The organism is Cupriavidus necator, from assembly GCF_040578825.1.
GTDB classification, from domain to species: Bacteria; Pseudomonadota; Gammaproteobacteria; order Burkholderiales; family Burkholderiaceae; genus Cupriavidus; species Cupriavidus necator_E.
Genome location: NZ_JBEFLI010000054.1, coordinates 13,789 through 38,491 on the forward strand (window position 1 = coordinate 13,789; position 24,703 = coordinate 38,491).

A 24,703-nucleotide genomic window follows, 5' to 3' on the forward strand; every position below is an offset into this window, starting at 1 on the left:
GCCGGCGAGCCAAAGCCACTCACGCGCCGGCACCCGCCATCGCCCCCTGCAACGCCACCAGCCGTGCCGCGGCCTTGCTGATCCATGCCGGCCGCGGCGCGGCATCCAGCCAGTACTTGACCTCCAGCCCCAGCGCCGTGTCGCCGCTGATCACCAGCTTGCGCTGGAAAAACAGCGTATCGGTATCGGCCTCGCCGCCAAGCAGGCGCAGATAGTCCACCGCACAGGCGCGCAGCGTCAACGCGGGCTCGGCCCCGTTCGCCGCGGCCGTATGGAAGCGGCCGCCATCGCAACGGAACGGCACCTCCAGCCCAAGGTCCTGCACGGTCAGCAGGAAGGCATGCCCGTCCAGCGCGGCCGGCGGCTCCAGCCAGCCCGCACGGCGCGCCAGCTCCAGCGCCGCCACCAGCGGCAGCGCGCGAGCCCGCGCCGGCATGCGCCGGTGCACGCCGGCCATCACCTTGTGCAGCGTGTTCATGGCCTTGCCTCCCATACGATGCCGGCGGCGCCGTGCCAGTAGCCGTTGCAGGGCTGCGCGCCGGCGGGGGTGATGCCGCTGCGCGCCGGCGCCTGCTCGCCCGCGCGGATGGCGGCGAGTTGCCGCACCACCTCCAGCGTGCCGCGCGAATGCGGGCTGATGCGCAGCAGGTCCACGCCCATTCCGGCCATGGCCAGCGCCTCGCCGCACAGGTCCAGGCAGGTGGCGCTCTGCGTCTGCACGCCGTTGAGCGTGAAGAACGGCTGGCCTTCGCCGGTGGCGGCCACCAGCCCGTCCGGGTAATCCATGCAGCGGAATTCGCAGCTATCCTTGCGCAGCCGGTGGTGGCGCGCGGTAAAGCAGCGGGCCGAAAACGCCAGCGGCATGCGGCCCCAGACAAAGGCTTCGAGGCGCGTGCCGGCGGGCCGGGCCGCGGCGAGTGCGGCCAGCGTGCGGCCGTCCATCTCCACCGGCGCGACGCAGCCCACCGCGCCCAGGCCGGCCAGCCACGCCAGCGTATCCGCGTGATAGACGTTCAGGTGCGGCCCGCCGACAAAGGGCCTGCCTTCCATGCAGCGCACCGCGCCAAGGTCGTTGGCCTCGACCAGGTAGTCTTGCTGTGCGCAGGCGCGGCGCATCCAGGCGATATCCGTATCGGACTCCACCAGCACCGGCGTGGACAGCACCACCTCCTTGCCGGCGTCGCGCAGCATCTGCGCGATTTCCAGCCATTGCGCATGGCGCAGCTCGTGGCGGCGCGTGCAGACGGTTTCGCCCAGGTAGACGCGGTCCACCGGCGCATCGGCGACGGATGCGTAGAACTGCAGCACGGTCTCGCGCGGCCAGTAGTACAGCAGCGGGCCCAGCGCGATGCGCAAACGCGGCAAGGCAGCAGTGCGCGGCGCAGCGGCCGCGGCGGTTTGTGGCATGGGTAGCTCCAGGGTTGCCGGCATCGGCATATCAAGGCAGGTCGGTTCCATCTGGCTTCCTCAACCTCACCGCCATGGCCGGTCGTAAGCGCCCTGCGTGACCTGGTCGCCCTCGGCATGGCGGCCCAGCGTGCTCTGCCATTCCTGGCGCGGCGCAAAGCGTGCCGGGTCGGCGCAGGCGGCGTCGATGGCCGCGCGCAGCACGCCGACCACGTCGCCCACATAGCGCGGGCTGCGCTGGCGGCCTTCGATCTTGATCGCGGCGATGCCCATGTCGATCAGCGACGGCAGCAGCGACAGTGCGTTGAGGCTGGTCGGTTCCTCCAGCACGTAGCCGCGCTCGCCCTCCACCTCGAAGCGGCCCTTGCACAGCGTCGGATACCCGGCCGGCTCACCGGGCGCATAGCTGTCGATCAGAATGCCCGACAGCCGCGCATGCATGGTGCCGTTCTGCTCGGTCCAGCGCACCGCGTGCGCGGGCGAGCAGACGCCCTTGTTGTTGGGCGAGTCGCCGGTGGCGTACGACGACAGCAGGCAGCGCCCTTCCGCCATCACGCACAGGCTGCCAAAGCCGAACACCTCCAGCTCCACGCTGGTCTGGCGCGCCAGCTTGCCGATCTGCGCCAGCGACAGCACGCGCGGCAGCACCACGCGGCGGATATTGAAGCGCTCACGCATCAGCTCGATGGCATCGGCATGCGTGGCCGAGCCCTGCACCGACAGGTGCAGCCGCAGCGCGGGATGGCGCTCGCAGGCGTAGCCCATCAGCCCGGCGTCGGCCATGATGACCGCGTCAGCACCGAGCTCCGCCGCGGCATCGACGGCGCGGTGCCACTGCGCCACCGCGCCCATCTGCGCGAAGGTGTTGATGGCGCACAGCACTTCGGCGCCACGCGCATGGGCTTCGGCAACGCCGGTGCGGATATCGGCCTCGGTGAAATTGAGGCCGCCGAAATTGCGCGCATTGGTGGCATCGCGCAGGCCGAGGTAGACCGCGTCGGCGCCGTGCTGCAGCGCCATGCGCAGCGCGGCCAGCGATCCGGCGGGCGCGACCAGTTGCGGCCGGCGCCCTGCGCGGGCGCCTTCGGCCAGGGCTGGAGAAGCAAGTGTCATGGGGTGATGGCGCCGGTCGCGGCGCAGGATGCAGGACAGCGGCCGATGCTAGCCAAGCGCTGGCCGCAGGGGCTTGATCGCGCGCAAACCGGTCCCAACGGCATGTATGCGGCGCGGGCCTATGCCGGTCGGCGTAGGCCGATGGCAGGCCGCGTCCGCGCGCTTGACCTGCGGCAAACGCAGGGCGGCGCCCGTATGCCACGCTCTGCCGGTCATTCCACGTGCCAGGCTGCCTGACGCCCCGGCGCGCCTCACCCTTCCGGAGACCGTTTATGAATCAACACTGGCTGAAGCTGGCCGGCCGCCGCCTGTTACCGATCGTGCAGGGCGGCATGGGCATCGGCATCTCGGCGCATCGCCTGGCCGGCGCGGTCGCGCGCGAGAACGGCGTTGGCACCATCGCCAGCATCGACCTGCGCCACCATCATCCCGACCTGCTTGCGCGCACCCGCGGCACACGCGACAAGGCGCGCATCGAGGCCGCCAACCTGGAGGCGCTGGATCGCGAGATCCGCGGCGCGCAGGCGTTGTCCGCAGGCCGCGGGCTGGTCGCGGTCAACGTGATGAAGGCAGTGGGCTCGCATGCGGCGCTGGTGCGCCAGGCATGCGAAAGCGGCGCCGATGCCATCGTGATGGGCGCCGGCCTGCCGCTGGACCTGCCCGAGCTGACCGCGGGCCACCCCAGGGTGGCATTGATCCCGATCCTGTCCGAGTCGCGCGGCATCGGCCTGGTGCTGCGCCGCTGGATGAAGAAGGGCCGCCTGCCCGATGCCATCGTGGTCGAGCACCCGGCCCATGCCGGCGGGCACCTGGGCGCGGCGACGCTCCAGGACCTGTCCGAGCCGCGCTTCTCGTTCTCGCGCGTGCTGGCCGAGTGTCGCGAGCTGTTCAGCAGCCTGGGGCTGGCGTGGGACAGCATCCCGCTGATCCTGGCGGGCGGCATCGACAGCCATGCCAAGGTGCGCCACTGGCTCACCGAAGGCGCGGCCGCGGTGCAGCTCGGCACCGCGTTCGCCGTGACCGAGGAATGCGATGCGCACCCCGCCTTCAAGCAGGTGCTGGCCACCGCGCGGCCCGAGACGCTGCGCGAGTTCACCAGCGTCGCAGGCCTGCCCGCGCGCGCGGTGCTGACGCCGTGGCTGTCGCGCTACCTGTCGAGCGAAGCGCGGCTGCAGCGCCGCGCCCGCGTGCGTGAATGTCTGGAAGGTTTCGATTGCCTGCACGCCTGCGGGCTGCGCGACGGCATCGCCCGCATCGGGCAGTTCTGCATCGACCTGAAACTGGCGCAGGCGGTGCGCGGCGATGTGGAGCGGGGACTGTTTTTCCGCGGCCGCGGCGCGCTGCCGTTTGGCGAAGCGATCCGGCCGGTGTCAGAGCTGATCCACTACCTGATGACGGGGGAGAAACCCGCGGCGCTGGCCGCGGCTGCATAGCCCCCCGGCGGTCGCCCCGTGAGGCGACCGCCAGCTCCGCTGCCCCCGCCTGCCGCGCCAGCCCTTCCGGATCGAGCAGGTAGATCTTGCCGCGCTCGATCCGCACCAACTGCTCGGCGCAGAAGCGATGCATCACGCGCGACAGCGTCTCCGGCGTGATGCCGAGCTTGGAGGCGATCACGCGCTGCGTGCAGGCGAGCCAGGTGCGACGCGTCGCAAAGGCCTGCTCGCGCAGGAAGCCGGCCACGCGCTGCAGCGCGCTCTGCAGGCTGGTGGCCTCGATATCGCGCATCAGCCCGTGCAGCCGCCCGGACAGGTTGCGTAGCAACTGCGCCGCCAGCAGCGGCTCATGCATCAGCGCATGCCACAGCGCGGCCTTGCCGATATGCAGCACCACGGTGCGCGCCTGCGCCTGGCAGGCCATGCGGCGCGGCACCTCGAGAAACACCAGGTCTTCGCCGAAGACCGCGCCGGGGCCGAATACTTCGATGGCGCGCTCGCCGGCGGGCTCTTCGCCCGTGGGCGACAGCAGCGCCAGCTTGACCAGTCCCTCCACGACGATAAACAGCCCTTCGCACGGTTCGCCGCAGCGGAACAGGTATTCGCCCTTGCGCAGGCTGCGCGGGGTGGCGGCGGCGCGCAGTTGCGCCAGCACCGGCGCGTCGACGCCGCGGAACAGCGGCAGCGTATCCAGGCTCACGGTTTCAGCCATGGTGATGACCTCCTTCAACGGCCACGCCCGCATGGCGCGGCGGCAGCCCGCCGCAACGGCGCATGCGCCGCATGCAGCGCAGCGCGCTCAGCAACTGCCAGCCCAGCCCCGCGTGGGCGATCGCCAGCAGCACCCCGCCGGCACGGGCAAGCCACGCCGGCGCCAGCGGCACCGCCAGCAGCAACAGGTAGGCGGCCAGCAGCAGCCATGCCTGCCGCTGCTGCCGGGCCGGTGCGATGATGGCCTGCATCGCCGGCACGCGCGCACGCGGCGGCAGCAGGCGGCGCAGGTGCAGCCAGACCAGGAACGGCACGATCTTGCCGAGCATCGCCGTGACCGGCAGCACGCCCGCGCCGACCAGCATCATGGTGCCGGCCCACCACCCCAGCGGCAGGTCCGTGCCAGGCAGTACCAGCGCAACGCCGGCCAGCAGCGCCGCGCCCAGCATGCTGGCGCACGCCACCGGCCACAGCAGCCACAGCGGATCGTGGCGGCGCCGCGCGCGCAGCGTGCCGGCCAGCCCGCAAGCGGCCACTGCCGCGACGAACGCCAGCCATGGCAGCAGCGCGGCGTGCGCCAGCGCCGGCAGCGCTGGCCACAGCAGCACCGCGGCGCTGAACGCCGCCAGCGACAGCCAGTGGCCCAGCGGCAACCAGCGCTCCAGTGCGGGCGGCAGGCGCCGCGTCTGCCAGAACATCGGCAGCACCGTAGTGGCGACGCCCGTCACCAGTGCCGCCAGCCAGCCGCCCAGCGCCCATGCCATATGCAGCGACAGCACCGATGCCACCGGCACACGCCACCAGCCGCCGAGCGTGCCGGCCAGCGCCATGCCGCACGACACCGCGATCAGCAGCGGCGCGCCGATGCCGGCCAGCGTGCGCGTAGTGGCATCCACTGCGGCCACGCGCCGCCCGGCCGCCAGCAACAGCGCGCCGGCCAGCAGCAGCACCGCACCGACTGGCACCGCGGCGCGCAATGCCATCGGCTCGCCGCCGAGCCATCCGACACCGAGCGCCGCGGCAGTCCCCGCGCCGGCGGCCGCGACGAACGGCGCCAGCACCCCGGCGCCGGGCACGGCCACGCCGGCCACCACCGGCAGCATCTGGAACAGCGCGCCCAGCATCACCGGCAACAGCATGCCCAGCGCCAGCATATGCACGGCCGCCAGCGCCAGCGGCGCAAAGCGGTCCGGCAGGCCGTCGGCGGGCCCTGCGGCCAGCAGCACGCCGGCAGCCGCGCCCAGCCATGGCGCCGGCAGCAGGCAGCCGAACACCACCGCCGGGCGCGGCGCGCGTTCGTAGTCGAGATTTGCGGCTTTCATGCGGCAGGCTCCGCGGCGCCCCGCAGGCATCGGCAAGTCATGCGCCGGTCCTATGCGATGCCGGCGAGCACGGTGTCCAGGTCCGGCACCTGCGTGCGGCACATCGGGAACAGCACGTTCTCTTCCTTGACGTTGTGCTGCTGCAGCAGCACCACCAGCGTGTCGATCTCCGCCGCCAGCGCATTGCCGTCGCGCAGCGACAGCCATTCGCGCGCGTTGGCCAGCAGCGCGCGCACTTCGTCGTGCTCGCGCCGCATCACCGCGGTGGGACCGCCGGCGATGCCGGTGGCCTGCTCGAAGGCGGGAAACAAGCGCGCTTCCTCGGCGTTGAAGTTGCCCTCCAGCGCCGCTTCCAGCAGCGCCAGCGCGCCGGCGGCCTGGTTCCAGTTGCCCGCGCGCGCGGCGTCTTCGAGCCGTGCCAGCGCATCGTCGCAGTCGCGGTGCTGGCGCATCAGTGTGTCGATTCCCCTAGACATGGCCATGGTTCTCCCGGATTGGTATTGACCGGATGCTAGGACGCGCCATGCGCCAGGGATTTGATCGGGGATAAGTCGGCCGGTAAAAGCCGGGGGTAGGACGATATATCACGCCGTGATACATCTGGAGTAGTGTCGGCTGCACTGCCAACGCTGGGTGCAACGGCCCGCGATGCGCAGCCGGCCGCACATCGCTCACAAGGAAACCCGGCTTTAGTTGATCTGGCACAGGAAGCCAGCGCCGCGCCGCGCAGACAATGGCTGTCTCAACGCGCCCGCCCCCGGGCGACGTCACCAAGGTAGCCCCCGATACCGCACCATGTCCCAACCCGATACTCCCGCCGCCGAGGCACCGGCTGACGCCGCGGCTTCCGCAAGTTTCGCGACTGCCTCCGCGTCCGCGCTGCCCGCGCTGCGAGACCGCCTGTCCACGCGCATCATCTCGCTGTCGCTGGCCGTGCTGCTGGTGGTGCTCGCCATGATCTCCTGCACGCTGTGGCTGTCCTGGAAGCTAGAAGGCGCCGGCGCCGCCATCAATGACGCCGGCAGCCTGCGCATGCGTGCCAACCGCGTGGCGATCGAGCTGACGCTGGCGCAGGCGCGCGTGCCCAATGCGCTGGCGATGCAGGTGCAGGCGCTGGACACCACGCTGGCGCAGCTGAAGAAGGGCAATCCGGCCCGGCCGCTGTTCCTGCCCGACGAACCCGCCATCCACGCGCAGATGGCGCGCGTCACGCTGGACTGGCAGCAGCGCCTGCGGCCGCTGGCGCTGGCCGACGATGGCCGCGGCCCCGACCAGTACATCGCGGCGCTGCCCGGCTTTGTCGCGCAGGCCGACCAGTTGGTCGGCATGATCGAGCACGACAGCGCGCGCAAGACCGACTGGCTGCGGCTGTCGCAGGCCGCGCTGGCGGCAATGGCATGCGTGGGCACGGTGGCGGTGATCTACCTGCTGTACCTGTGGATCATCCTGCCGGTGCTGCGCCTGCAGGACGGCCTGCGCCGCATGGCCGCGCGCGAGTTCTCGCTGCGCCTGCCGGTGGAGAGCCGCGACGAGTTCGGCACGCTCAGCGAAGGCTTCAACCGCATGGCGGGCGAACTGCAGGACCTGTACCAGGACCTGGAGGCACGCGTGGCGCAGAAGACCGCCGAGCTGGAGCGCCACAACCGCGACCTGGAAACGCTGTACGACATGGCCGCCTTCCTGAACCAGGCCAGCGATGGCGAGTCGATGGCGCGCGGCTTCCTGGAGCGCGTGATGCGCCAGTTCGATGCGGAGGGCGGCAGCGTGCGCGTGCTCGACAGCCGCCACGGCCGCATGCACCTGCTGGCGGCGACCGGACTGCCGGCGGCGCTGACCGAGGCCGAAGCCTGCGCCGCCGCCGACGCCTGCCATTGCGGCGACGCCACGCGCGAAAGCGTAGTCGCCATCGTCGACCTGCGCACGGCACAGCGCCGCGGCCTGGCCAGCGAGGACGGCACGCAGTGCACGCGCAACGGCTTCCAGTCGCTCGCCGCGTTCCGCATCGAAAGCCAGCGCGGCGCCGCCGGCGTGTTCGCGCTGCATTTCCGCGCGCCGCGCGCGCTGCCGCCGTCGGACCGGCAGCTGCTCGAAACGCTGGGTCAGAACCTGGGCACGGCGCTGGAACATCTGCGCCTGTCGGCCACCGCGCGCCAGCTTGCGGTGGTGGAAGAGCGCAACCTGGTCGCGCAGGGCCTGCACGACAGCATTGCGCAAGGCCTGAACTACCTGAACCTGCAGGTGCAGCTGCTCGATGCCGCGGTGGCGCGCGACGACCTGGCCGAGACCCGCGAGCTCGTGCCGATGCTGCGCCATGGCGTGGAAGAGAGCTACCAGGATGTACGCGAACTGCTCAACAACTTCCGTTCGCGGCTCGGCACCGGCGAACTGCGCCCGGCGGTGGAGGAAACCGTGGGGCGCTTCCGCCGGCAGTGCCGCACCGAAGCGGCGCTGACCATCGACGACGATGGCTCCGGGCGGCCGCTGTCGCCCGAACAACAACTTCAGGTGCTGTTTATCCTGCAGGAAGCGCTGTCCAACGTGCGCAAGCACGCCATGGCCGCGCACGTTGCGGTGGCGCTGCGCCACGGGCGCGAATTCCGGCTGGTGGTGCAGGACGACGGCGAAGGCTTCGATCCGGACGAGCTCGCCACCCGCGCCGATGCGCATATCGGCCTGAACATCATGCGCGAGCGCGCCGCGCGCCTGGGCGCCCAGCTACAGGTGCAGGCCGCCCCCGCGCACGGCGTGCGCATCGAACTGATCCTCCCCGTCACGGGGCAGGCCCGCGCGGGAACCGAAATGACCCAGATCACCGAAACCCAGCCATGACCATCCGCATCCTGCTGATCGACGACCACACCCTGTTCCGTTCCGGCATCCGCGCGCTGCTGCAGCGGCAGACCGATTTCGAGATCGTCGACGAAGCCGCCGACGGCGTGGAGGGCATCAAGCGCGCCAAGCAGCACCGCCCCGACGTGGTCCTGCTGGACCTGAACATGCCGGGCCTGTCCGGACTGGAAGCGCTGCAGCTGCTGGTGGAAGACCTGCCGCAGACCGCGGTGATCGTGCTGACCGTGTCGGAGGAAGCCGAGGAACTGGCCGCCGCGCTGCGCGGCGGCGCGCGCGGCTACCTGATCAAGAACATCGAGACCGAGGCGCTGATCGCCGGCATCCGCCGCGCCGCGGCCGGCGAGCCGGTGATCTCCGACAGCATGACAGCCAAGCTGGTGGCGCAGTTCCGCGCGCCGGCACCGCCCGCGGTGGCGCACAAGGACGATGCACCGCGGCTGACCGCGCGCGAACGCGAGATCGTGCAGGGGCTGGCGCGTGGCGAAAGCAACAAGGAAATCGCCCGCGACCTGGGCGTGGCCGAAAGCACGGTGAAGATCCACGTCCAGAACATCCTGAAGAAGCTGAACCTGGCCAGCCGCGTGCAGGTGGCGGTTTATGCCGTCGAGCACGGGCTGACCGAGGCCGGCTGACCCCGGCTGGTCCCTGCCGCGCTTTTGCGCAGTGCATCGCGCCCCGGCCGCCACGCGTGATGCCGCTGTGCGCCGCAGCCGTTGTGCGCCGCGCCACGCCGCGCCGGCGTCGTCCGATTCCTACACCGTTATCAGTCCCTGTCCGGAGGGATGCCAGCGTGTGTTGATCTAGGCTGAACTCTGAGCAGTGGCCCTTTGCAAACCCGGGCCGCTTCGGTGCGGAAGCCGCGGGCTTCCCCGATCAACGAACCAGGAGCACGCCATGGGAATCGGCACCATCCTTCTGATCATTCTTGTCCTGCTGCTGATCGGCGCCCTGCCGGCCTGGCCGTACAGTTCCGGTTGGGGCTACTGGCCGAGCGGCGGCCTGGGACTGATCGTCCTGATCGTGCTGCTGCTCGTGGTGCTTGGCCGGATCTAGCGTCCCGGCCAGCAAGCGGGAGATGCCTGCCGGCACGCGCGCTGCGGCGCGCTGCCGCTATTGGCGCTTGTAGGCGCCGCGCAGGCGGCCTATAAAGAAGCGCGGGCGTTTGCCGCGCATCTGTCGGCGCATCGCCTGGTTCTTTCCCACTCTTCGCAAGGAGACTCAGATGCCAGCAAAATCCAAGGCGCAACAGCAGGCCGCGGGAGCGGCGCTCTCCGCAAAGCGCGGCGAAAAGAAGGCGGGATCGCTGAAGGGTCCTTCGCGTTCGATGTATAAGTCGATGAGCGAAAAGGAACTCGACAAGATGGCTTCGACCAAGACCAAGGGCATGCCGAAGCACAAGTCGGAAAAGTGATCCGCGTCGGGCCCCTTCTGACTGATTGAGGGCCAGCAAGACGAAGGGCGGGCGGTGTTGCCTGCCCTTTGCTTTTTACGGCGGGGGTGTAACGCTGCCGGTTTGCTCGTCTGCTCCCGGCTGACTCGCTTTACTTCGTTGAGGCTCTGGCCCTCACCCCCACCCCTGTCCCGCGCGCGGGAGAGGGGAGCGTCCGCAAGCGGCGGTAGCAAGGTCGGGCCGTGACGCAGACGTCCGGTGTTCTCCCCTTTCGCCTTAAATTCCGCCCTTGCGCTTCACCAGCGCCGGCCCGCAATACCCTGGCAAACGCCTCGCCTTGGGGCTGCGGGCCAGCTTGATCGATTCGGCCAGCGCCAGCCCGAAGCCGGCGACGCTGCCCAGGTCCTGCTGTACGCGGTTGCGCAGGAAGCCGGCCCAGCAGAAGTCGCCGTAGGCGCTGCCCGGCTTGCGGTATGCGCCCGCCTCGCGCGCGAACGCGGCCAGGCTGCGGTAGGGATCGTCGCGCATGCCCATCACCGTGGGCGGCAGTGCCTTGGGCCCGAGCCGCTTGCCATGCTCGTCATAGGGATGGGCATGGCCAAGCCGGCGCATGCGCTTCCAGAAGGCCGATGCGCTCAGGTGGCTGAAATCATGCAGCACGCGCACCGGCGCCCACTCGTAGCCGAGTTCAAGCCAGGCGCGCGCCCAGTGGTGGTGATCGATGATGTAGAGGTCGCCGCCCGGTCCCGCGATGGTTTTCAGCCGATGGCGGCGCAGGAAGCGCCGCAGCGCGGCGTCGTCGCCGGGATCGGCGTGGCGCTGCGTGACTTCCTTCTTGTGTTCGACGTAGATGTAGCCGAGCGTCAACTGGGTCGGGCGCAGCCGTGTCAGTTCGGCGATGGCCTTGCCGCGCAGGCTGCGCCGCGCGGAGGCGAGGCCGACGCCGTTGCGGGCCACCTCGATGTCGTCGGCCGCGCCGGCGCGGCGTTCAGTCGTGCTCGACACGCTTGCGTTCGACGTAGTGCTCCAGCTCGCTGCCTGGATCCTCGTTTCCGGTGCTTTGCTCGGCTACCGCTTCCCTGGCCAGCGGGCGCGGCCAGAACTCGCCCTCGCCCTCCTGCACGGGCTCGCCGCGCACGGCGGGATCGAAATCCGTCCACTGACCGCAATCCCAGTGACCCTGCGCACGTTCCAGGTCACTTGCGCCCGATTCGCGCAGCACGTCGACCACGACCGAGCCCAGGCCGTTGCTGACGCAGGCGGCCAGCATCACCGCACCGCCGCGCTGCGTGTCACCGGCGGCGCCTGCAGTGGCGCTGTCGGCGGCGCCTTGCGGCACCGACATGATCGATACGTCCCACACGGAAAACCCGCGCGCGAACAGCGTGCGCGCCGCGTCTTCCGCACTGGCAAGCGATTCAAAACGTCCGGCTACGATGGGTGACATGATGGCTCCCTGAAATCGGCGGTGGTCGTGACTGCTTCCATCCCGCATTGCAAGAGCCACGCCCGCACCTGGTGTGAAACAATCCGCGCCGCTTGCGCGCGGCGCGGATGATGGCGCGCGCCGCGCATGCAATATTTGCAAACGCGGTGCTGAACTACCTGCCGGCGCGATCCACGGCGCGTGCTTAACCCGCTTTTACCGCGCTTTTACCCCGCTTTTTTAACCGTTAACCACTTCTCCGCCGTTGATGTGCAGGACCTGCCCGGTGATGTAGCTGGCCGCATCCGACGCCAGGAAAACATAGCCCGCGGCCACCTCGAACGGTTGCCCCGGACGCCCCATCGGCGTCTTCTTGCCGAATTCGGCGACTTCCTCCGGCGTGAAGGTGGACGGGATCAGCGGCGTCCAGATGGGCCCTGGCGCCACGCCGTTGACACGGATGCCGCGCTCCACCACCTGCAGGGCCAGCGAGCGCGTGAACGACACAATGGCGCCCTTGGTGGCTGAATAATCCAGCAGGTGCTTGCTGCCGCGATACGCGGTCACCGAGGTCGTGTTGAGGATCGACGAGCCCGGCTTCATGTGCGGCACCAGCGCGCGCGTCAGATGGAACATGGCGAACACATTGGTACGGAAGGTCGCTTCAACCTGGCTGGCCTCGACGTCTTCCGGCGCTTTCTCCGGGTGCTGCTCGGCCGCGTTGTTGACCAGGATGTCGAGCTTGCCGTACTGCTGCAGCGTCTGCCGCGCCACCGATTCTGCATGCGCCTGGTCGGCCAGGTCACCGGCGATAGCCAGGCATTTACGGCCGGCGGCTTCGACCAGCTCGACGGTTTCGCGCGCGTCGCCGTGCTCGTCGAGATAGGCGATGGCAACGTCGGCGCCTTCGCGCGCGAACGCCACCGCGATCGCGCGGCCGATGCCGCTGTCTCCGCCGGTAATCAGCGCTACGCGCCCGGTCAGGCGGCCGCTGCCAACATAGTCATCCGCGCCGCTGTCCGGCTGCGGGCGCATGGCGGATTCCAGCCCGGGCTGCCGGTCCTGGTGCTGGGGAGGGACGCTTTTAGGTGTGGACATGGTTCTTCTCCTGTCAGCGAAGGGCGCGTGCCGGCACTTGCCTGGGAACGCACCCTTTGCGCGTGCCGCGCAAGTTCCATGCCGCGAATGGCAAGTCCCCGGCGTTCCGGGGCAGCAGCAGCCGGTGGCTAAGGTAGCGGGGGGCGGTTCGCGTGTGCGCGCGGCGATGCCCGTAACCCTTACATCGCCCGGCAATCCTTACAGCGCGGCGCCGCCGCAGGACGCGCGCCGGCAATGCCGCGGCGGGGCACGGAATTTGCGGCTTATCGGCCGTGAACGTCATGGCCCGCGCCGCGCGCCGCCGCCCCGCATTGCGGCGGGCGCGCCCGGGCCTCACCAGGAGGCAGATATGTTCAACTTCCGCAATGACCGTGGCGGCCGCGGCGGCCGCGAAGGGCAACGCCGCGAAGGTGGCCAGCCGCAACGCATGCGCGACGAGAGCCGGGGCAGCGGCTCGGAAGACTGGGGCCAGGAATGGGGTGAGGACTGGCGCGGTGAAGGTGGCGGTGAAGGTGGCGGCGAAGGTGGTCGCCAGGGTGGCCGTGAAGGCGGCGGCATGAGCAGCGCCAGCCAGGCGTCGCAGCGCCGCGGCGCGTGGTTCGAGCAGGATACGCCCGCTGGCCAGCGCCGCGGCAGCTGGGGCGAGCAGGGCTATGGCGCTGCCGACACCGGTGGCAGCGGCCATCCGTACAGCAGCGGCTACGGCGGCTACCGCCCCTCCGCGCAGGACAGCGGCTACCGCAGCTATGCGCGCGGCTCGGGCGGAGAAAGCGGCTACGGCTATCGCGACGAAGACCGTTTCGGTCCGCGCGGGCGCCGCAGCGAACTGGGCGAGCGCGATCAGGGCTACGGCCGGGGGCGCGAGGGCGGTGACTGGCGCGGCGCACAGCAGCGCGAGGCGCAGCAACGCGGGGAACGCAGCCGCGGCGAATGGATAGAACGCGGCGGCGAACACGAGGATGAACGCGGCGGCCGCGCCATGCACTGGCGCGAAGGCATGGAGCGCGACCGCGAGCAGCGCGGCGGCCAGCCCGCCTATGGCGGCGGCTATTTCGGCGATTCGGGCCGCGGTGGCCAGTCGTACAGCGGCGGCCAGCGGGTCTATCCGGACGATCCGGGCTATCGGCGCCGCACGCCTTACGCCGAGCAAGCCGAGCAAGGCGGCCGCCATGCCGGACGCCGCGCGGTCGGCCCCAAGGGCTATCGCCGCTCCGACGAACGCGTGCGCGAAGACGTGTGCGAACGCCTGGCGATGAATCCGTATATCGATGTCGGCGAGGTGACGGTGGAGGTGGCCAACGGCGTGGTGACGCTGGACGGCACGGTGCGTGAGCGCCGCGAGAAGTACGTGATCGAGGAGATCGCGGATGCGGTATTCGGCGTCGCCGAGGTGGATAACCGCCTGCGCGTGCAGCGCCAGACGGGATCATCATGGGCGGCGGGTTCCGAAGTCGGCGGCGATGAGACCTCGGTCGGCCGCGGCACCACGGACACCACAGCCAGCAGCGGCAGCACGAGCGGCATCTCGCCCGACCGCACGCTGAACAAGAGCTGATTGTTCCAACCCGTCCACACGGCGCGGCGTCCCGCCGCGCCGAGCGCACCATGCCACGCCAACCCCGCAAGCTACGGCCCGGCAGCAAGCTGATGGTGCCCCTGGCCGCGCTGCATCCAACCCAGATTACGGTAGGCGGCTATCACGTAGCGCAGAAGGTCCATACCACCCGGCGCGTGCCGCCGGAGGACCGCGCCGCCTTTCTCGACAAGCACCGGGTGCACCTGGTGATCGGCCCCGAGCAGGCGCTGTACGTTGTCGACCATCACCATTGGGTGCGCGCCTGGCATGACCTGGGCCTGACCCATGTGCCTGGCGTGGTGCGTGCCGACCTCAGCGACATGGACGTGGCCGCGTTCTGGCGCTACATGGTGGCGAACCACATGGTTCACCCCTATGACGAGCATGGCCGGCGGCGGCCGCTGACGGAGCTGCCGGAAGCGGTCCACGCTATGCGCGACGATCCCTACCGCAGCCTGGAGGCGTTCGTACAGCTCGCCGGCGGCTACCGCAAGGTCAAGACGGCCTACCTGGATTTCCGCTGGGCCGATTATTTTCGCCGCACCGTCCCGGGCCCGTTCGACACGCCGCACCACTTCGCGATTGCGCTGGTGCGCGCGTTCCGGCTCGCGCATGCGGCAGGCGCGCGCGAACTGCCGGGGTATATCGGCGCGCTGGATTGCTGAGCGCGCTCATTTGTCCTTCTTCGTGCCGCGGTTGTTGGCGCTGTTGTTGGCGCTGTTGTTGCCGCTGTTCTTGCGGCTGCTTTTCCCATTGCGCTTGCCGTTGCCCGCGCTCGTCCCCCTGGCCACAGGATCCCCCGCACGATCCCCCGCACCATCACCCTTCCCCGCGGCTTTCGACAGCAACTGCAGCAGCCGCGACTCGTCCGCGCGCAGCCGCGTTGCCGCTGGGGCCCTGCCGCTGAGTTGTAGCGCGCCGGCAAGGTAGGCGTCGATCACATCAGGATGCACATAACACTTGCGGCACACCGCCATGGTGTTGCGAAGCTGGTGCGCCACCTGCCGGATCGCGTCGGCCACGGCCTTCTTGCGCGCGGTCTCGCTAGCCGCTTCGGGCAGCTTGCGCAGGATCGCCAGCGCGTGCACGCTGCCCGCCCAGGTGCGGAAGTCCTTGGCGGTGAAGTCCCCGCCGGTGACTTCCTGCAGGTAGGCATTGACGTCGGCCGAGCCGATCTCGCGGACTTCGCCGTCGCTGTCGCGGTACTTGAACAGGCGCTGGCCCGGCAGGTCGGCGCAGTTGCGCACGACGCGTGCGAGCCGCGGGTCGTTGACCGAGACGTCGTGCGTGATGCCGCTCTTGCCGGTGAACTGGAAGCGCAGCCGGCTGCCGCGCACCGTCACATGGCGCCGGCGCAGCGTGGTGAGGCCATAGGTGCGGTTCTGCCGCTCGTAGCGGGGCGAGCCCACGCGCACCAGCGTGGCGTCGAGCAGTACCACCACCGCGGCCACCACCTTCTCACGCGGCATGCCGTTGCGGCGCAGGTCGCGCGCCGCACGCGCGCGCAGCCGCGGCAGCGCGGCGCCGAAGGCGGTCAGGCGCGCGTACTTGTCGGTATCGCGCAGCGTGGCCCATTCGGCGTGATAGACGTACTGCTTGCGCCCGCGCGCATCGCGCCCCGTGGCCTGCAGGTGCCCGCGCGGGTCGGCGCAGATCCATACCGATTCATACGCCGGCGGGATCGCCAGCGAGGCGATGCGGGCAAGCGTGGCGGCATCCTCTACCTTCTCGCCATCGGGGCCGATATAGCGGAAGCCACTGCCATGGCGGCGGCGCGTAATGCCGGGGCCGCTGTCATCGACATAGCGCAGGCCCGCGTCGCGCAGCACGGCTTCGAGCGGGGCGGCGGCCTCGGTGGTCGGCAGCGTGCTGTCCATAGCGTTGCGAGGTCACGCGCCAGTGCGCTATTGCGCGCCACCCGGTGGCGCCGCGGCGCCGGACTGCTGCGGTGGCGGTGCGGCGGCGGCCGACATGGCGCCCGCCATGCCGAGCTCTTCGTCGGGCTCCGGCGGCGCGGGCTTGGGCTTGGGCTGGATCGCACGCTCGGCGCTGACCGGGCCGGCGCGCGCGCCGGTGACCATCTCGCGCAGCCAGTTGACCAGCAGGCTGGTGTAGGCGCGCTGGCTCTCCTCGTCGGTCAGGCCGTGGTCGGCTCCCTTGATCATGCGGTAGGTCATCGAGTTCGCACGCAGGCAGGCATCGACGTAGCTCATCACCGCCGCGTGCGGCACCACCTGGTCGCTCTCCGATTCGATCACCAGCACGTCACCGGCGAACGCGCAGCAGGCGCGCAGCGCACGATTGGTTTCCGGGGGCACCACGCTGCGGCGGTAGTTCTCCAGGTCCTGTTCGCGATGCAGCTGCCGCTTGGGCAGTTCCCACCCGGAGTCCATATACAGCGCCGGCGCGCGAAAGCCCATCCAGCGCACCGGCCGCAGCGTGGTCAGCAACGCGGCCAGGTAGCCGCCGTAGCTGCTGCCCACCACCGCGATGGCATTGCGGTCGACTTCGGGCTGGCGCACCAGCACGTCGTAGGCGGCCACCACGTCGGCCAGGTTGCGCATGCGGCTGACGGTTTCGTACTGCGCGCGCGTGCCGGCATGACCGGTCAGGTCGAACGTCAGGCAGACGCAGCCGAGCCCCGCCACCTTGCGCGCGCGGGCCAGGTATTGCTGCTGGCTGCCGCCCCAGCCGTGCACGAACAGCACGCCGGGCAGTTTGGTTTCAGGGCTGATCAGGGTGCCGGCTATGGTGCCGCCCTCGGTCTGTATCTGCAGCAGTTCTTCATGCGTTGCCATCGGATTCGGGCTCCAGTCGTGCGTACTTCGTCAACGGACCGACATGGCGGTCCTCTCCCTGGAAATAGATCTCGGCGTCGTCGGGCACGCGCACGCCGTTGCCGTAAATCTCGCGCGTGGATGCCACCACGCGGGTGCGGCGCGGGTTGTCGCGCAATGCCTCCACCGCGGCCAGTTCCGCGCCGGTGGCACCCCCCACGCGCCACGACTGCTCCAGCACGCCGCCCAGCACGTGTTCGCGGTCGGCACTGCCGGCGGCGGGGCCGAACGCCACGTCGTAATTGCAGCGCGACAGCACCAGCCCGCCATAGCAGGCGAGCGCGGCGTCGTGGTACACCATCGCCGCGCGCACCGCGGCCAGCGTGCGCGCATCGAACGGATGCTGCAGCAACGCTTCAAAGCCGCCGCGCACCACCGTCAGCGTCGAGCCGCCATACACCTGCTGGCCCCGGTTATTGGCGGTCAGCCCCTGCGTGCCGCAGTAGCTGGCGCGCAGGCCGGCCAGTTCCACCTGTCCCACGCTGTAGGTCTGCGGCGCGTCCAGGTCGCGCTCGACCACCAGGCCGTGGGTTTCGACGATATCGGGCGCCGTTGCCTCCAGCGCCTCGTCCAGCGCGCGCTCGCTGTCGACCACGCGCTGGCCGAGCCCGCCGATGCCGGAGGGCTCCTTGAGCCGCACCGGCCCCAGCGCCAGCAGCCGCAGCGCGGCCACGCGCGCATCGGCGATGGTGAACGCGGTAAATCCCGGCAGGGTCGCGCCCACCACGCGCTGCACGAAGGCCTCGCTCCAGCCTGCGGGCGCCGCCGCGCCCGGCTCTACCAGGCCGTGCGTGATCGCCTTGGTGGCGACGAACGCGTACGGCACCACGCCGCCGAAGAGGTCGCCTTCGCCACGCACGCCAAGGCTGGCGGCAAGCTCGGCACCCACCAGCGTCTGCGCGGGTACCAGGTACGGCGCGGGCTGCCCCGGCGCCGGCACGGCGTAGGCGCCGGCAAAGCCGTAGCCGGCGATATCAGCCACCTTGCGGGCGATATGGGCAAGGGTCGTGCCACGATGGCTGTGGGCGTCGCCCAGCGGCTCGCAGCCGTACACCATGACGTCGCGGCCCGGCCGCGCTGCCGTGGCGGCCGGGCCCGTGCGTTTTCGCTTCGTTGCCTGGCTGGAGGCGGACAAATCGGACACGGCTGGCTCCTTGCTGGGTTGTGCTCGACGGCGTGGATACGGCGTGGATGATCATGGGCCGCTGGCGGGAGCGCACGTGGCGCGCTATGAGCCCGCTGCAGCAGGGGAGCCGCTGCCCGCCGGCAACGGCTGCGCGTGTCCGGAGTCCTCCGGTGCCAGGCTGCGCGGACGCGACGCGCGCGCCTGGCGCTTGGCGGCGTGGTTTTCGCGCGCCTCGTCCAGCGAATGGCTGCTCTTGACCCCGTCCTCCTTGTCGGCCAGCTCGGCGAGGTGGCGGTAGAACGTAACGAGCTGGCGCAGCTCCTCTTCGTCCAGGTCTTCGATCGACACCAGCATATTGCTGGCTTCGCGGTGCGAGGCCAGCAGTTCGTTGAGCTTCAGGTGCACCGCGACCGCGTCCTTGTTCTGGCTCTGCTGGATCAGGAACACCATCAGGAAGGTGACGATGGTGGTGCCGGTATTGATCACCAGTTGCCAGGTCTCGGAGAAGCCGAACATCGGCCCGGTGATGCCCCACGTTACGATCACCGCGACAGCCAGCACGAACGCGGTGGGCGAGCCCGCCTGGCGCGTAGCGGCGCCGGCGAAACGGTCGAACGCGTGGAGAATGCGGGCGCGTTTGCCGGAGTTGGGTGGATGGCCGACGCCCGGCAGGATTGGACTGGTGTTGCTCATCTTGCGCTCCCACAATGGACCGCCAGCCGGCGGCATGTTGATTTCATTGTATGGAGCGCATTGCCAAAGTGCAGCGGGCGCTGTCCTACAACGCGCGCTGCACTTGTGCACGCTTTGCGCGCGGTGCGGCTTTCATTTCTACATCGGGTGATAAATCTTGCCGACTGCACGCCTGCCGGCATCCGGGCATCTGGCAAGCCGTGGTCGGGAATGCTTCTTGCGCCGGTGAACCTTTACCAGTAGCCGGGCGGCATGCCGCACGCCGGCAAAGGACTCCTGATGAACCAGAACGCCTCTTCAGCCGCCGATGACGAAGCCCTGCGCGTGGCGGTGCGCGCCGAGATTGCCACGGCCTTCGATGGCCGCTTCCCCGATGGCGTGACGCTGGAAGTCGCGGATCGCCGCGTCACCGTGCGCGGCTGCGTCGACGACGTCAATGTCTCGCAGCGCATCGAGAAGGCCGCCGCGGTCAGCGCCGGCGTGCTCGGCGTGCATAACGAACTGTCGCTGCGTCACGAGCCGCCGCCCGAGCCGCAAGGCCAGCCGGAGGACAGCGGCATGGACGCCGATCCGGCGCAGCGCCCGTCGGGGCAGATCAACCACAAGGTCTGAACCCCCGGCGCGCCCACGCTGCTGACGCAAAAAAAACCAGGCGCCGGTTTGATGCCGGCGCCCGGTCTCCCCCGGATTGACGAATCAGCTTCCGGTCGTGATCACCCCCACGGATCGTAACGATCCGCTTCCCAGTACGGCGAGATGCCGTAGTACTGGTGGATGCTGGTGGCCCACTGCGAATCGGCCATGCTTGGCCAGTGGTCCTTGTCGAACCCCGGCGCGGCCTTCAGCCGGTCCTTCTCGACGCCGAGCACGAAACACTTGCGCCGGGTGTCGAGCGTGAGCGCCGACCACGGCAGCGCGAACAGCTTCTCGCCGATGCCGAGGAAACCGCCCATGGCCAGCACTGCGTAGGCCACGCGACCGCCCAGCACGTCGATCATGATGTGGTCGATGGTGCCGATATCGTCGCCGGCAGGGTCAACCACCTTGTTGCCTTCCAGCGTATCCGCGGCCATCACGAACGGGCCGGGGCCCGGGGAATTGCGGTCGATGCCGCCGACGATCGATGCGCCGCGCGGTTGTTCGCCTGGCACCTCGCCAGGGGATTCAGGTTGGACTGGGTTCATGGACACCTCCGTTTGCGAGTTGGGGCTGCAAGGATCGGGCGTTGCCGAGTTGGGCACTGGTGCTGCATCAAGGACGCCGGCGGACTGCGCCTGCGCCCGCACTGCGCTAGCTGCGCTCGCGCTTGTTCGTTGGCTGGTTCATTGCCGGGTTTTCCGCCGGAACCGGCGGCACCAGCGGGTCGAAGTCGACCCAGCGGCCGTCGACCCAATGGCCATCGGCGCGTTCCACGTCCTTGGCGCCGCCCTGGCGCAGCAGGTCGGCCACCGCCGCGGTGTCGCCGCTGGTCACATGCGCGGCGAGCACCACGCCGGCGTTGCGCACCGGCGGCTGCCCGGTCTGCGGATCGCGGCGCGCGTTGCGCGCCAGTGCCAGCGCCCCGGCGAGCGATCCCAGGTAGGCACCCAGGCCGACGGCGAACACCATCACCAGGATCGACAGCGGCGGCGCGGCCGAAATCGCGGAAATCAGCGCCGCTCCCACTGCCGCGCCGACCGCGGCGCCGAACAGCACGCCGGTGATGGCACCGACGCCGGATTTGCGCGCGCCGCTATCGGCGGCATGGTCGCCCCCTAGCGGGTACGCCGCATGCTGTCCGGGCGGATTGACATAGAAGAGGTTGAGGTCCTTGTCCGCGAAACCCTGCGCCTTCAGGCGGCTGGCCATGGTTTCAGCGGTGGCGAAGCTGTCGAAGCGACCTGCAATGATGGCGGACATGCTGGCTCCTTGTCGTTCATCCCCTTGGTTCGGGGCGCAGCGCGGCGGGTGGCCGCCGCGCTGCGGCACATGGACTAAAGGTGGTGGACGCCGGTGTCAGCGGCGGGTGGTCGAACGGCCGGTCGTACCCTTGCGCTGGCCTGCCGGCTTGGCGCCCTCTGGCTGCTGTTCGCTGCCGGCCTTGAGCTTCCAGTCGATGTCGTCGCGCGCGGTCCGCGTCTTCTTCTCGGCATGCATGGCGGCGCTGGGCGAGATCGGGTCGCTCGCGGGGAAGGTCATCTCCAGGGAGTCGTCGACCGCGCCCTGGTAGGTCTTGGGTTCCTTGCCCCGTTGCTTGTCCCCGGTCGTCCCCGACATACCGGACGTGCCTGACATGCCAGGCTTGCCCGTCGTGCCGGACATGCCGGGCTTGGCAGTCTTGCTGGTCATACCGGCCTTGCCTGACATACCGGACATCCCGGACATACCAGACATAGCGGCCTTGCTGGCCCTGCCGGCTTCGGCACGGCCCGCGCGTTCGCCGGTACTCGCCATGGCGGAGGACTTGGCGGTCCTGGCGGCGCTCTTCGTCGCGGTCCTGGTCCCGGCCTTGGCGGCAGGCTTGGCAGCGGACTTGGCGGCCGGCCTGGCAGCGGCGGTCTTCGCAGCGGTCTTGGCGGCAGGCTTGGCGGCTGGCTTGGCGGCTGGCTTGGCGGCTGGCTTGGCAGCAGACATGGTGGTCGACTTGGCGGTCCTGGCGGCAGGCTTCGCGGCCTTCATCGCCGTGCTGCTCTTGCCAGCCTTGCCGGTCGTGGCAGTAGAAGCGCGAGGGCTGCGGGCGGCCTGCGACTTGTCGGACTTCGCGCCGGTCGACTTGCGGGCAACCTGCGCGGCCTTGTCGGATTGGCGGCTGGCTTTAGGCATGGTTGGTCCCTCCTTGGTTGAGTAACTTACTTATGCAAGGGACGGGCCAGAGGCGCGGTGAACGACAGGCGCAAAGGCAATTGCGCGCAAGCCTTGCCGTGCGGGGCCGCACGCTGTCATCCATGCGCCGCGAGCTGGCAAGCACTACGCGTAGCGCGCGCGGCACGCCTGTAAAAACTACATCGAAATGGGCCTGAAACACGCGCCGGCGGGGCCGTCAGAGGCTGCGCGACAGCTTCCTTCAGGCGCTGTGCCCATGCTGCGGCGAACGCGGGGAACGGGGGAAGCGGACCGCGATACAGACGCTGATCTTGTCTTTCTCACAGCCTTCGCTTTCGGCGCTGAGCGCCGCGCCGTGCAGCTCCACCATGCGCCGGGTCAGCAGCAGCGCGGTGCTCTGGCGCGACGGCGGCGCGCTGTCCGAGCCCGGGGGCCGGCGGCCGAAAAAGTCGGTCAACGCGGCCAGGCGGCTGGCGCTGCGCTGCTGGTCCAGCGGCGGGCTTTCGGTGATGCGCAGCTTGACGCCATCGGGCTCGCCGGACAAATGCACGGCAACCGAGCCGGCCGCCGGCGCGCGCCAGATGCAGTGCACCAGCAGGTGCCGCAGCAGCGGCGCCAGCCGCACCGCGTCGCCGTCGATGGTATAAGCCGAATCCCCGCCGCCGTCGGTGCTCACCGGCGACAGCATCACGCCGCGCGCCTCGGCCGCCGGGCGGCGGTCGGCAATGGCCTGCGCGGCAGCTTCCAGCAGGTCGATGCGCTGCCAGTTCGGCGGGCTTTCGTCCGCCAGCAGGCGCACCGCTTCCTCCATTTCCTCGATCAGCGCCAGTTGCTGCTGCATGCCGGCGCGGATGCCGTCCAGCGCGCGCTGCGCCGGCGCGGGCGCCGCGTCGAAGGCGCGGTCCAGCACATAGGCCCAGCTCTGGATCGCGTTGAGCGAGGAGCGCAGGTCGTGCGCCGATTGCTCGATCAGGGCGCTCACCTCCTTCACGCTGCGCACGGTTTCGCCGTCCGCGCGCTCCTGCGCGCCATCGCCGGTTGCGGCGGTGCCGGCATGCAGGGGATGAGGGGTGGAAGCGTCCGGCGTGGCGGAGTTCGGCGTGGGCTGCGTCATGGTCGTGTCGGCCAGGTTGGCTGCATTGCGCGGAAGCAAGAAACGTGCTGCGCGGGGCGCTGCGGGCCACCCTCGGCACGCGCGCCGCGGCAATCGCCGCCATCCCTTGCCGGCACGGGCACCGTCATCCCGTGGCGGACGATCCTGAGTCGTTGCGCGAGGCGCGCAGCCACTCCGGCAATTCGCCACGGGCGGCATAATCTTCCAGCCGGTTGTACAAAGTCTTCAGGCTGATCCCAAGGATCTCGGCCGCGTGCTTCTTCACGCCGGCGCACTGCTCCAGCGTGGCGAAGATCAGCTGGCGGTCGGCGTCGGCCAGCGACATCCCCACCGGCACCGACACCACCGCCGCGCCCGGGGCCTGCGTGGCGGCCACCTGCAGCGGCACCTGCACCTCGGTGATCAGGTCGTCGTCGGCCATGATGAAGGCGCGCTGCACAAAGTTGCGCAGCTCGCGCACATTGCCCGGCCACGCGTGCAGGCGCAGGCTCTCCAGCACATTGGGCGCGAAGCGGCGCTGCGTGCCCTGCTCGGCATTAAGCTGGTCCAGCATCATGTTGGCGATCTGGATCACGTCGTCGCCGCGTGCGCGCAGCGGCGGCAGCTCGACCGGGAACACGTTCAGCCGGTGGAACAGGTCGGCGCGCAGCTTGCCGTCGGCCACCGCCTCTTCCGGGTTGCGGTTGGTGGCGGCCAGCACGCGCACGTCGGCATGGCATTCGCGGTTGGTGCCCACGCGCATGAAGGTGCCCGTTTCCAGCACGCGCAGCAGCTTCACCTGCAGCTCGGCCGGCATTTCGGTGATTTCATCAAGGAACAGCGTGCCGCCGTCGGCGCGCTCGAAATAGCCCTTGTGCTGGCGGTCCGCGCCGGTAAAGCTGCCGCGCTCGTGGCCGAACATTTCGCTTTCGATCAGCGTGGGCGAGATCGCGCCGCAATTGACCGCCAGGAACGGCTGGCGCCGGCGCGACGACAGCTCGTGCACGGTCTGCGCGGCCAGTTCCTTGCCGGTGCCGCTTTCGCCGATCAGCAGCACGGTGGCCTCGGTGGGCGCCACGCGGGCAAGCTGGTCGTAGACCACCTGCATCACCTCGGAGCTGCCCATCAGCCGGCCGAAGCGGCCGTAGCGGCGCAGCTCGCCGCGCAGCGAATGGATCTCCGCGCGCAGCTCGCCGGTGGTGGCCAGGCGCTTGAGCACGGTCTGCAGCCGCGCCACGTTGATGGGCTTGACCAGGTAGTCGGTGGCGCCGGCGCGCAGCGCCTCGACGGCGCTTTCCACGCTGGCGTAGCCGGTGGTGAGGATCACCTCGACGCCGGAGGCGCCGACCTCGTCGAACAGCTCCATGCCGTTGCCGTCAGGCAGGCGCAGGTCCGCGACGATCGCATCGGGCATGCGCCATCCGATCTGCAGCCGGGCTTCGCGCAGCGTGCCTGCCGTGGCGGAGGTGAAACCTTCCATGGCCACGATCTCTGCCAGCGCGGCACAGGCGTTTTCATCGTCATCGACAATCAGGATGTGGGGCATACGATCCGTCAGTGAGACCTAATGGAGTCCTGAGCGCAACCCTGTGCGCGCCTGGCTCCGTGCCGCGATCGGCGCCTTGGGGCGGGCGCCGTCCTGGCAACGGGAACGAACCGCCGTCACGCTCCATGCGAGGCGTGGCACGGCGGCGGGTACAGGCGACTGCACGGGCACTGCACCGGGGGTTCTGCACTGCGTAATGCAAGTCTAAGCGCGGGCAGGCACGGTCGTTGCCGGTGTCCGTCTGACACGGCTGTCGGAACTTTCCGCGCAGGGCCACGCA

General features: G+C 69.9%; 25 protein-coding genes and 1 pseudogene. 8 read left to right on the forward strand and 18 right to left on the reverse strand.

Annotated elements, in window-relative coordinates:
* Positions 1–19: 19 nt before the first annotated feature.
* The 3 genes from ubiT to ubiU all read right to left on the reverse strand — a co-directional run bounded on the left by ubiT (position 20) and on the right by ubiU (position 2,520).
* Positions 20–478, reverse strand: coding sequence for a ubiquinone anaerobic biosynthesis accessory factor UbiT (gene ubiT, locus AB1I47_RS23500; RefSeq protein ID WP_354686118.1), 459 nt, complete (start codon positions 476–478; stop codon positions 20–22).
* On the reverse strand, positions 475–1,407 hold the full coding sequence (locus AB1I47_RS23505) for a U32 family peptidase (RefSeq protein ID WP_354686119.1): 933 nt from the start codon (positions 1,405–1,407) through the stop codon (positions 475–477). Before AB1I47_RS23505 ends, ubiT begins: the two co-directional genes overlap by 4 nt.
* A gap of 66 nt (positions 1,408–1,473) precedes the next feature.
* A complete protein-coding gene (ubiU, locus tag AB1I47_RS23510; RefSeq protein ID WP_354686120.1) occupies positions 1,474–2,520 on the reverse strand; it encodes a ubiquinone anaerobic biosynthesis protein UbiU in 1,047 nt (348 codons plus the stop codon).
* A 272-nt stretch (positions 2,521–2,792) separates the two neighbouring features.
* Here ubiU and AB1I47_RS23515 point away from each other — a divergent pair, with 272 nt between their 5' ends.
* Positions 2,793–3,953, forward strand: coding sequence for an NAD(P)H-dependent flavin oxidoreductase (locus AB1I47_RS23515; RefSeq protein ID WP_354686121.1), 1,161 nt, complete (start codon positions 2,793–2,795; stop codon positions 3,951–3,953).
* A 112-nt stretch (positions 3,954–4,065) separates the two neighbouring features.
* On the opposite strand, the pseudogene AB1I47_RS23520 reads toward AB1I47_RS23515, so the two are convergent.
* The 3 genes and pseudogenes from AB1I47_RS23520 to AB1I47_RS23530 form a co-directional block, all read right to left on the reverse strand.
* Positions 4,066–4,698 (reverse strand): annotated as a pseudogene (locus tag AB1I47_RS23520) (Crp/Fnr family transcriptional regulator); the annotation flags it as partial.
* Complete coding sequence (locus AB1I47_RS23525; RefSeq protein ID WP_354686122.1) at positions 4,658–5,986, reverse strand: hypothetical protein; 1,329 nt, start codon at positions 5,984–5,986, stop codon at positions 4,658–4,660. The gene AB1I47_RS23525 and the pseudogene AB1I47_RS23520, both read right to left, overlap by 41 nt.
* A gap of 50 nt (positions 5,987–6,036) precedes the next feature.
* The gene (locus AB1I47_RS23530) at positions 6,037–6,462 is read right to left on the reverse strand and encodes a hemerythrin domain-containing protein (RefSeq protein ID WP_354686123.1); all 426 of its coding nucleotides are present in this window, start codon (positions 6,460–6,462) and stop codon (positions 6,037–6,039) included.
* Positions 6,463–6,781: 319 nt separating this feature from the next.
* On the opposite strand from AB1I47_RS23530, the gene AB1I47_RS23535 reads away from it, so the two are divergent.
* The 4 genes from AB1I47_RS23535 to AB1I47_RS23550 all read left to right on the forward strand — a co-directional run bounded on the left by AB1I47_RS23535 (position 6,782) and on the right by AB1I47_RS23550 (position 10,247).
* Positions 6,782–8,815, forward strand: a complete 2,034-nt coding sequence (locus AB1I47_RS23535) for a type IV pili methyl-accepting chemotaxis transducer N-terminal domain-containing protein (protein WP_354686124.1) — start codon at positions 6,782–6,784, stop codon at positions 8,813–8,815.
* Complete coding sequence (locus AB1I47_RS23540; RefSeq protein ID WP_354686125.1) at positions 8,812–9,468, forward strand: response regulator transcription factor; 657 nt, start codon at positions 8,812–8,814, stop codon at positions 9,466–9,468. The genes AB1I47_RS23535 and AB1I47_RS23540 overlap by 4 nt, the downstream gene beginning before the upstream one ends.
* Positions 9,469–9,730: 262 nt before the next feature.
* On the forward strand, positions 9,731–9,889 hold the full coding sequence (locus AB1I47_RS23545) for a DUF3309 family protein (RefSeq protein ID WP_354686126.1): 159 nt from the start codon (positions 9,731–9,733) through the stop codon (positions 9,887–9,889).
* Between the two features lie 169 nt (positions 9,890–10,058).
* Positions 10,059–10,247 carry a DUF3008 family protein gene (locus AB1I47_RS23550; protein WP_354686127.1) on the forward strand — a complete coding sequence of 63 codons (189 nt, stop codon included), beginning with the start codon at positions 10,059–10,061 and terminating at the stop codon, positions 10,245–10,247.
* Positions 10,248–10,502: 255 nt separating this feature from the next.
* On the opposite strand, the gene AB1I47_RS23555 is transcribed toward AB1I47_RS23550, so the two are convergent.
* The 3 genes from AB1I47_RS23555 to AB1I47_RS23565 all read right to left on the reverse strand — a co-directional run bounded on the left by AB1I47_RS23555 (position 10,503) and on the right by AB1I47_RS23565 (position 12,750).
* The gene (locus AB1I47_RS23555; RefSeq protein WP_354686128.1) at positions 10,503–11,231 is read right to left on the reverse strand and encodes a ParB/Srx family N-terminal domain-containing protein; all 729 of its coding nucleotides are present in this window, start codon (positions 11,229–11,231) and stop codon (positions 10,503–10,505) included.
* Positions 11,215–11,673 (reverse strand): hypothetical protein, encoded by a 459-nt coding sequence (locus AB1I47_RS23560; protein WP_354686129.1) that lies wholly within the window; start codon positions 11,671–11,673, stop codon positions 11,215–11,217. Before AB1I47_RS23560 ends, AB1I47_RS23555 begins: the two co-directional genes overlap by 17 nt.
* A 219-nt stretch (positions 11,674–11,892) precedes the next feature.
* Complete coding sequence (locus AB1I47_RS23565; protein WP_354686130.1) at positions 11,893–12,750, reverse strand: SDR family oxidoreductase; 858 nt, start codon at positions 12,748–12,750, stop codon at positions 11,893–11,895.
* 349 nt (positions 12,751–13,099) lie between these two features.
* Between AB1I47_RS23565 and AB1I47_RS23570 the strand changes: the two genes are divergently transcribed.
* Both AB1I47_RS23570 and AB1I47_RS23575 read left to right on the forward strand, forming a co-directional pair.
* A complete protein-coding gene (locus tag AB1I47_RS23570) occupies positions 13,100–14,305 on the forward strand; it encodes a BON domain-containing protein (protein WP_354686131.1) in 1,206 nt (401 codons plus the stop codon).
* A 50-nt stretch (positions 14,306–14,355) separates the two neighbouring features.
* Positions 14,356–14,991, forward strand: coding sequence for a ParB-like protein (locus AB1I47_RS23575; protein ID WP_354686132.1), 636 nt, complete (start codon positions 14,356–14,358; stop codon positions 14,989–14,991).
* A 6-nt stretch (positions 14,992–14,997) separates the two neighbouring features.
* Here AB1I47_RS23575 and AB1I47_RS23580 read toward each other — a convergent pair whose 3' ends face one another.
* From AB1I47_RS23580 to AB1I47_RS23595, 4 genes are all read right to left on the reverse strand, one after another.
* Complete coding sequence (locus AB1I47_RS23580; RefSeq protein ID WP_354686133.1) at positions 14,998–16,203, reverse strand: DNA topoisomerase IB; 1,206 nt, start codon at positions 16,201–16,203, stop codon at positions 14,998–15,000.
* A gap of 27 nt (positions 16,204–16,230) precedes the next feature.
* On the reverse strand, positions 16,231–17,124 hold the full coding sequence (locus AB1I47_RS23585) for an alpha/beta hydrolase family protein (protein ID WP_354686134.1): 894 nt from the start codon (positions 17,122–17,124) through the stop codon (positions 16,231–16,233).
* Positions 17,111–18,298 (reverse strand): DUF3182 family protein, encoded by a 1,188-nt coding sequence (locus AB1I47_RS23590; RefSeq protein ID WP_354686150.1) that lies wholly within the window; start codon positions 18,296–18,298, stop codon positions 17,111–17,113. Before AB1I47_RS23590 ends, AB1I47_RS23585 begins: the two co-directional genes overlap by 14 nt.
* Positions 18,299–18,391: 93 nt before the next feature.
* Positions 18,392–18,982: a low affinity iron permease family protein gene (locus AB1I47_RS23595; protein ID WP_354686135.1), complete on the reverse strand. Its 591-nt coding sequence runs from the start codon at positions 18,980–18,982 to the stop codon at positions 18,392–18,394.
* Positions 18,983–19,261: 279 nt separating this feature from the next.
* Between AB1I47_RS23595 and AB1I47_RS23600 the strand changes: the two genes are divergently transcribed.
* Positions 19,262–19,594 (forward strand): BON domain-containing protein, encoded by a 333-nt coding sequence (locus AB1I47_RS23600; RefSeq protein WP_354686136.1) that lies wholly within the window; start codon positions 19,262–19,264, stop codon positions 19,592–19,594.
* 101 nt (positions 19,595–19,695) lie between these two features.
* On the opposite strand, the gene AB1I47_RS23605 is transcribed toward AB1I47_RS23600, so the two are convergent.
* The 5 genes from AB1I47_RS23605 to AB1I47_RS23625 all read right to left on the reverse strand — a co-directional run bounded on the left by AB1I47_RS23605 (position 19,696) and on the right by AB1I47_RS23625 (position 24,423).
* Positions 19,696–20,166, reverse strand: a complete 471-nt coding sequence (locus tag AB1I47_RS23605) for a PRC-barrel domain-containing protein (RefSeq protein ID WP_354686137.1) — start codon at positions 20,164–20,166, stop codon at positions 19,696–19,698.
* A gap of 106 nt (positions 20,167–20,272) precedes the next feature.
* Complete coding sequence (locus AB1I47_RS23610) at positions 20,273–20,881, reverse strand: hypothetical protein (RefSeq protein WP_354686138.1); 609 nt, start codon at positions 20,879–20,881, stop codon at positions 20,273–20,275.
* Between the two features lie 96 nt (positions 20,882–20,977).
* Positions 20,978–21,784, reverse strand: a complete 807-nt coding sequence (locus tag AB1I47_RS23615) for a hypothetical protein (RefSeq protein WP_354686139.1) — start codon at positions 21,782–21,784, stop codon at positions 20,978–20,980.
* A gap of 241 nt (positions 21,785–22,025) precedes the next feature.
* Positions 22,026–22,898 carry a sensor histidine kinase gene (locus tag AB1I47_RS23620; RefSeq protein WP_407935896.1) on the reverse strand — a complete coding sequence of 291 codons (873 nt, stop codon included), beginning with the start codon at positions 22,896–22,898 and terminating at the stop codon, positions 22,026–22,028.
* Between the two features lie 124 nt (positions 22,899–23,022).
* Entirely contained in the window at positions 23,023–24,423 is a 1,401-nt protein-coding gene (locus AB1I47_RS23625) for a sigma-54-dependent transcriptional regulator (protein WP_354686141.1), read from the reverse strand.
* Positions 24,424–24,703 lie beyond the last annotated feature (280 nt).

Excerpts from the sequence above, each read along its gene's own strand:
- ubiT (WP_354686118.1), bottom strand. The coding sequence starts at position 478 with ATGAACACGCTGCACAAGGTGATGGCCGGCGTGCACCGGCGCATGCCG.
- AB1I47_RS23505 (WP_354686119.1), bottom strand. The coding sequence starts at position 1,407 with ATGCCACAAACCGCCGCGGCCGCTGCGCCGCGCACTGCTGCCTTGCCG.
- ubiU (WP_354686120.1), bottom strand. The coding sequence starts at position 2,520 with ATGACACTTGCTTCTCCAGCCCTGGCCGAAGGCGCCCGCGCAGGGCGC.
- AB1I47_RS23515 (WP_354686121.1), top strand. The coding sequence starts at position 2,793 with ATGAATCAACACTGGCTGAAGCTGGCCGGCCGCCGCCTGTTACCGATC.
- AB1I47_RS23525 (WP_354686122.1), bottom strand. The coding sequence starts at position 5,986 with ATGAAAGCCGCAAATCTCGACTACGAACGCGCGCCGCGCCCGGCGGTG.
- AB1I47_RS23530 (WP_354686123.1), bottom strand. The coding sequence starts at position 6,462 with ATGTCTAGGGGAATCGACACACTGATGCGCCAGCACCGCGACTGCGAC.
- AB1I47_RS23535 (WP_354686124.1), top strand. The coding sequence starts at position 6,782 with ATGTCCCAACCCGATACTCCCGCCGCCGAGGCACCGGCTGACGCCGCG.
- AB1I47_RS23540 (WP_354686125.1), top strand. The coding sequence starts at position 8,812 with ATGACCATCCGCATCCTGCTGATCGACGACCACACCCTGTTCCGTTCC.
- AB1I47_RS23545 (WP_354686126.1), top strand. The coding sequence starts at position 9,731 with ATGGGAATCGGCACCATCCTTCTGATCATTCTTGTCCTGCTGCTGATC.
- AB1I47_RS23550 (WP_354686127.1), top strand. The coding sequence starts at position 10,059 with ATGCCAGCAAAATCCAAGGCGCAACAGCAGGCCGCGGGAGCGGCGCTC.
- AB1I47_RS23560 (WP_354686129.1), bottom strand. The coding sequence starts at position 11,673 with ATGTCACCCATCGTAGCCGGACGTTTTGAATCGCTTGCCAGTGCGGAA.
- AB1I47_RS23565 (WP_354686130.1), bottom strand. The coding sequence starts at position 12,750 with ATGTCCACACCTAAAAGCGTCCCTCCCCAGCACCAGGACCGGCAGCCC.
- AB1I47_RS23570 (WP_354686131.1), top strand. The coding sequence starts at position 13,100 with ATGTTCAACTTCCGCAATGACCGTGGCGGCCGCGGCGGCCGCGAAGGG.
- AB1I47_RS23575 (WP_354686132.1), top strand. The coding sequence starts at position 14,356 with ATGCCACGCCAACCCCGCAAGCTACGGCCCGGCAGCAAGCTGATGGTG.
- AB1I47_RS23580 (WP_354686133.1), bottom strand. The coding sequence starts at position 16,203 with ATGGACAGCACGCTGCCGACCACCGAGGCCGCCGCCCCGCTCGAAGCC.
- AB1I47_RS23585 (WP_354686134.1), bottom strand. The coding sequence starts at position 17,124 with ATGGCAACGCATGAAGAACTGCTGCAGATACAGACCGAGGGCGGCACC.
- AB1I47_RS23595 (WP_354686135.1), bottom strand. The coding sequence starts at position 18,982 with ATGAGCAACACCAGTCCAATCCTGCCGGGCGTCGGCCATCCACCCAAC.
- AB1I47_RS23600 (WP_354686136.1), top strand. The coding sequence starts at position 19,262 with ATGAACCAGAACGCCTCTTCAGCCGCCGATGACGAAGCCCTGCGCGTG.
- AB1I47_RS23605 (WP_354686137.1), bottom strand. The coding sequence starts at position 20,166 with ATGAACCCAGTCCAACCTGAATCCCCTGGCGAGGTGCCAGGCGAACAA.
- AB1I47_RS23610 (WP_354686138.1), bottom strand. The coding sequence starts at position 20,881 with ATGTCCGCCATCATTGCAGGTCGCTTCGACAGCTTCGCCACCGCTGAA.
- AB1I47_RS23615 (WP_354686139.1), bottom strand. The coding sequence starts at position 21,784 with ATGCCTAAAGCCAGCCGCCAATCCGACAAGGCCGCGCAGGTTGCCCGC.
- AB1I47_RS23620 (WP_407935896.1), bottom strand. The coding sequence starts at position 22,898 with ATGACGCAGCCCACGCCGAACTCCGCCACGCCGGACGCTTCCACCCCT.
- AB1I47_RS23625 (WP_354686141.1), bottom strand. The coding sequence starts at position 24,423 with ATGCCCCACATCCTGATTGTCGATGACGATGAAAACGCCTGTGCCGCG.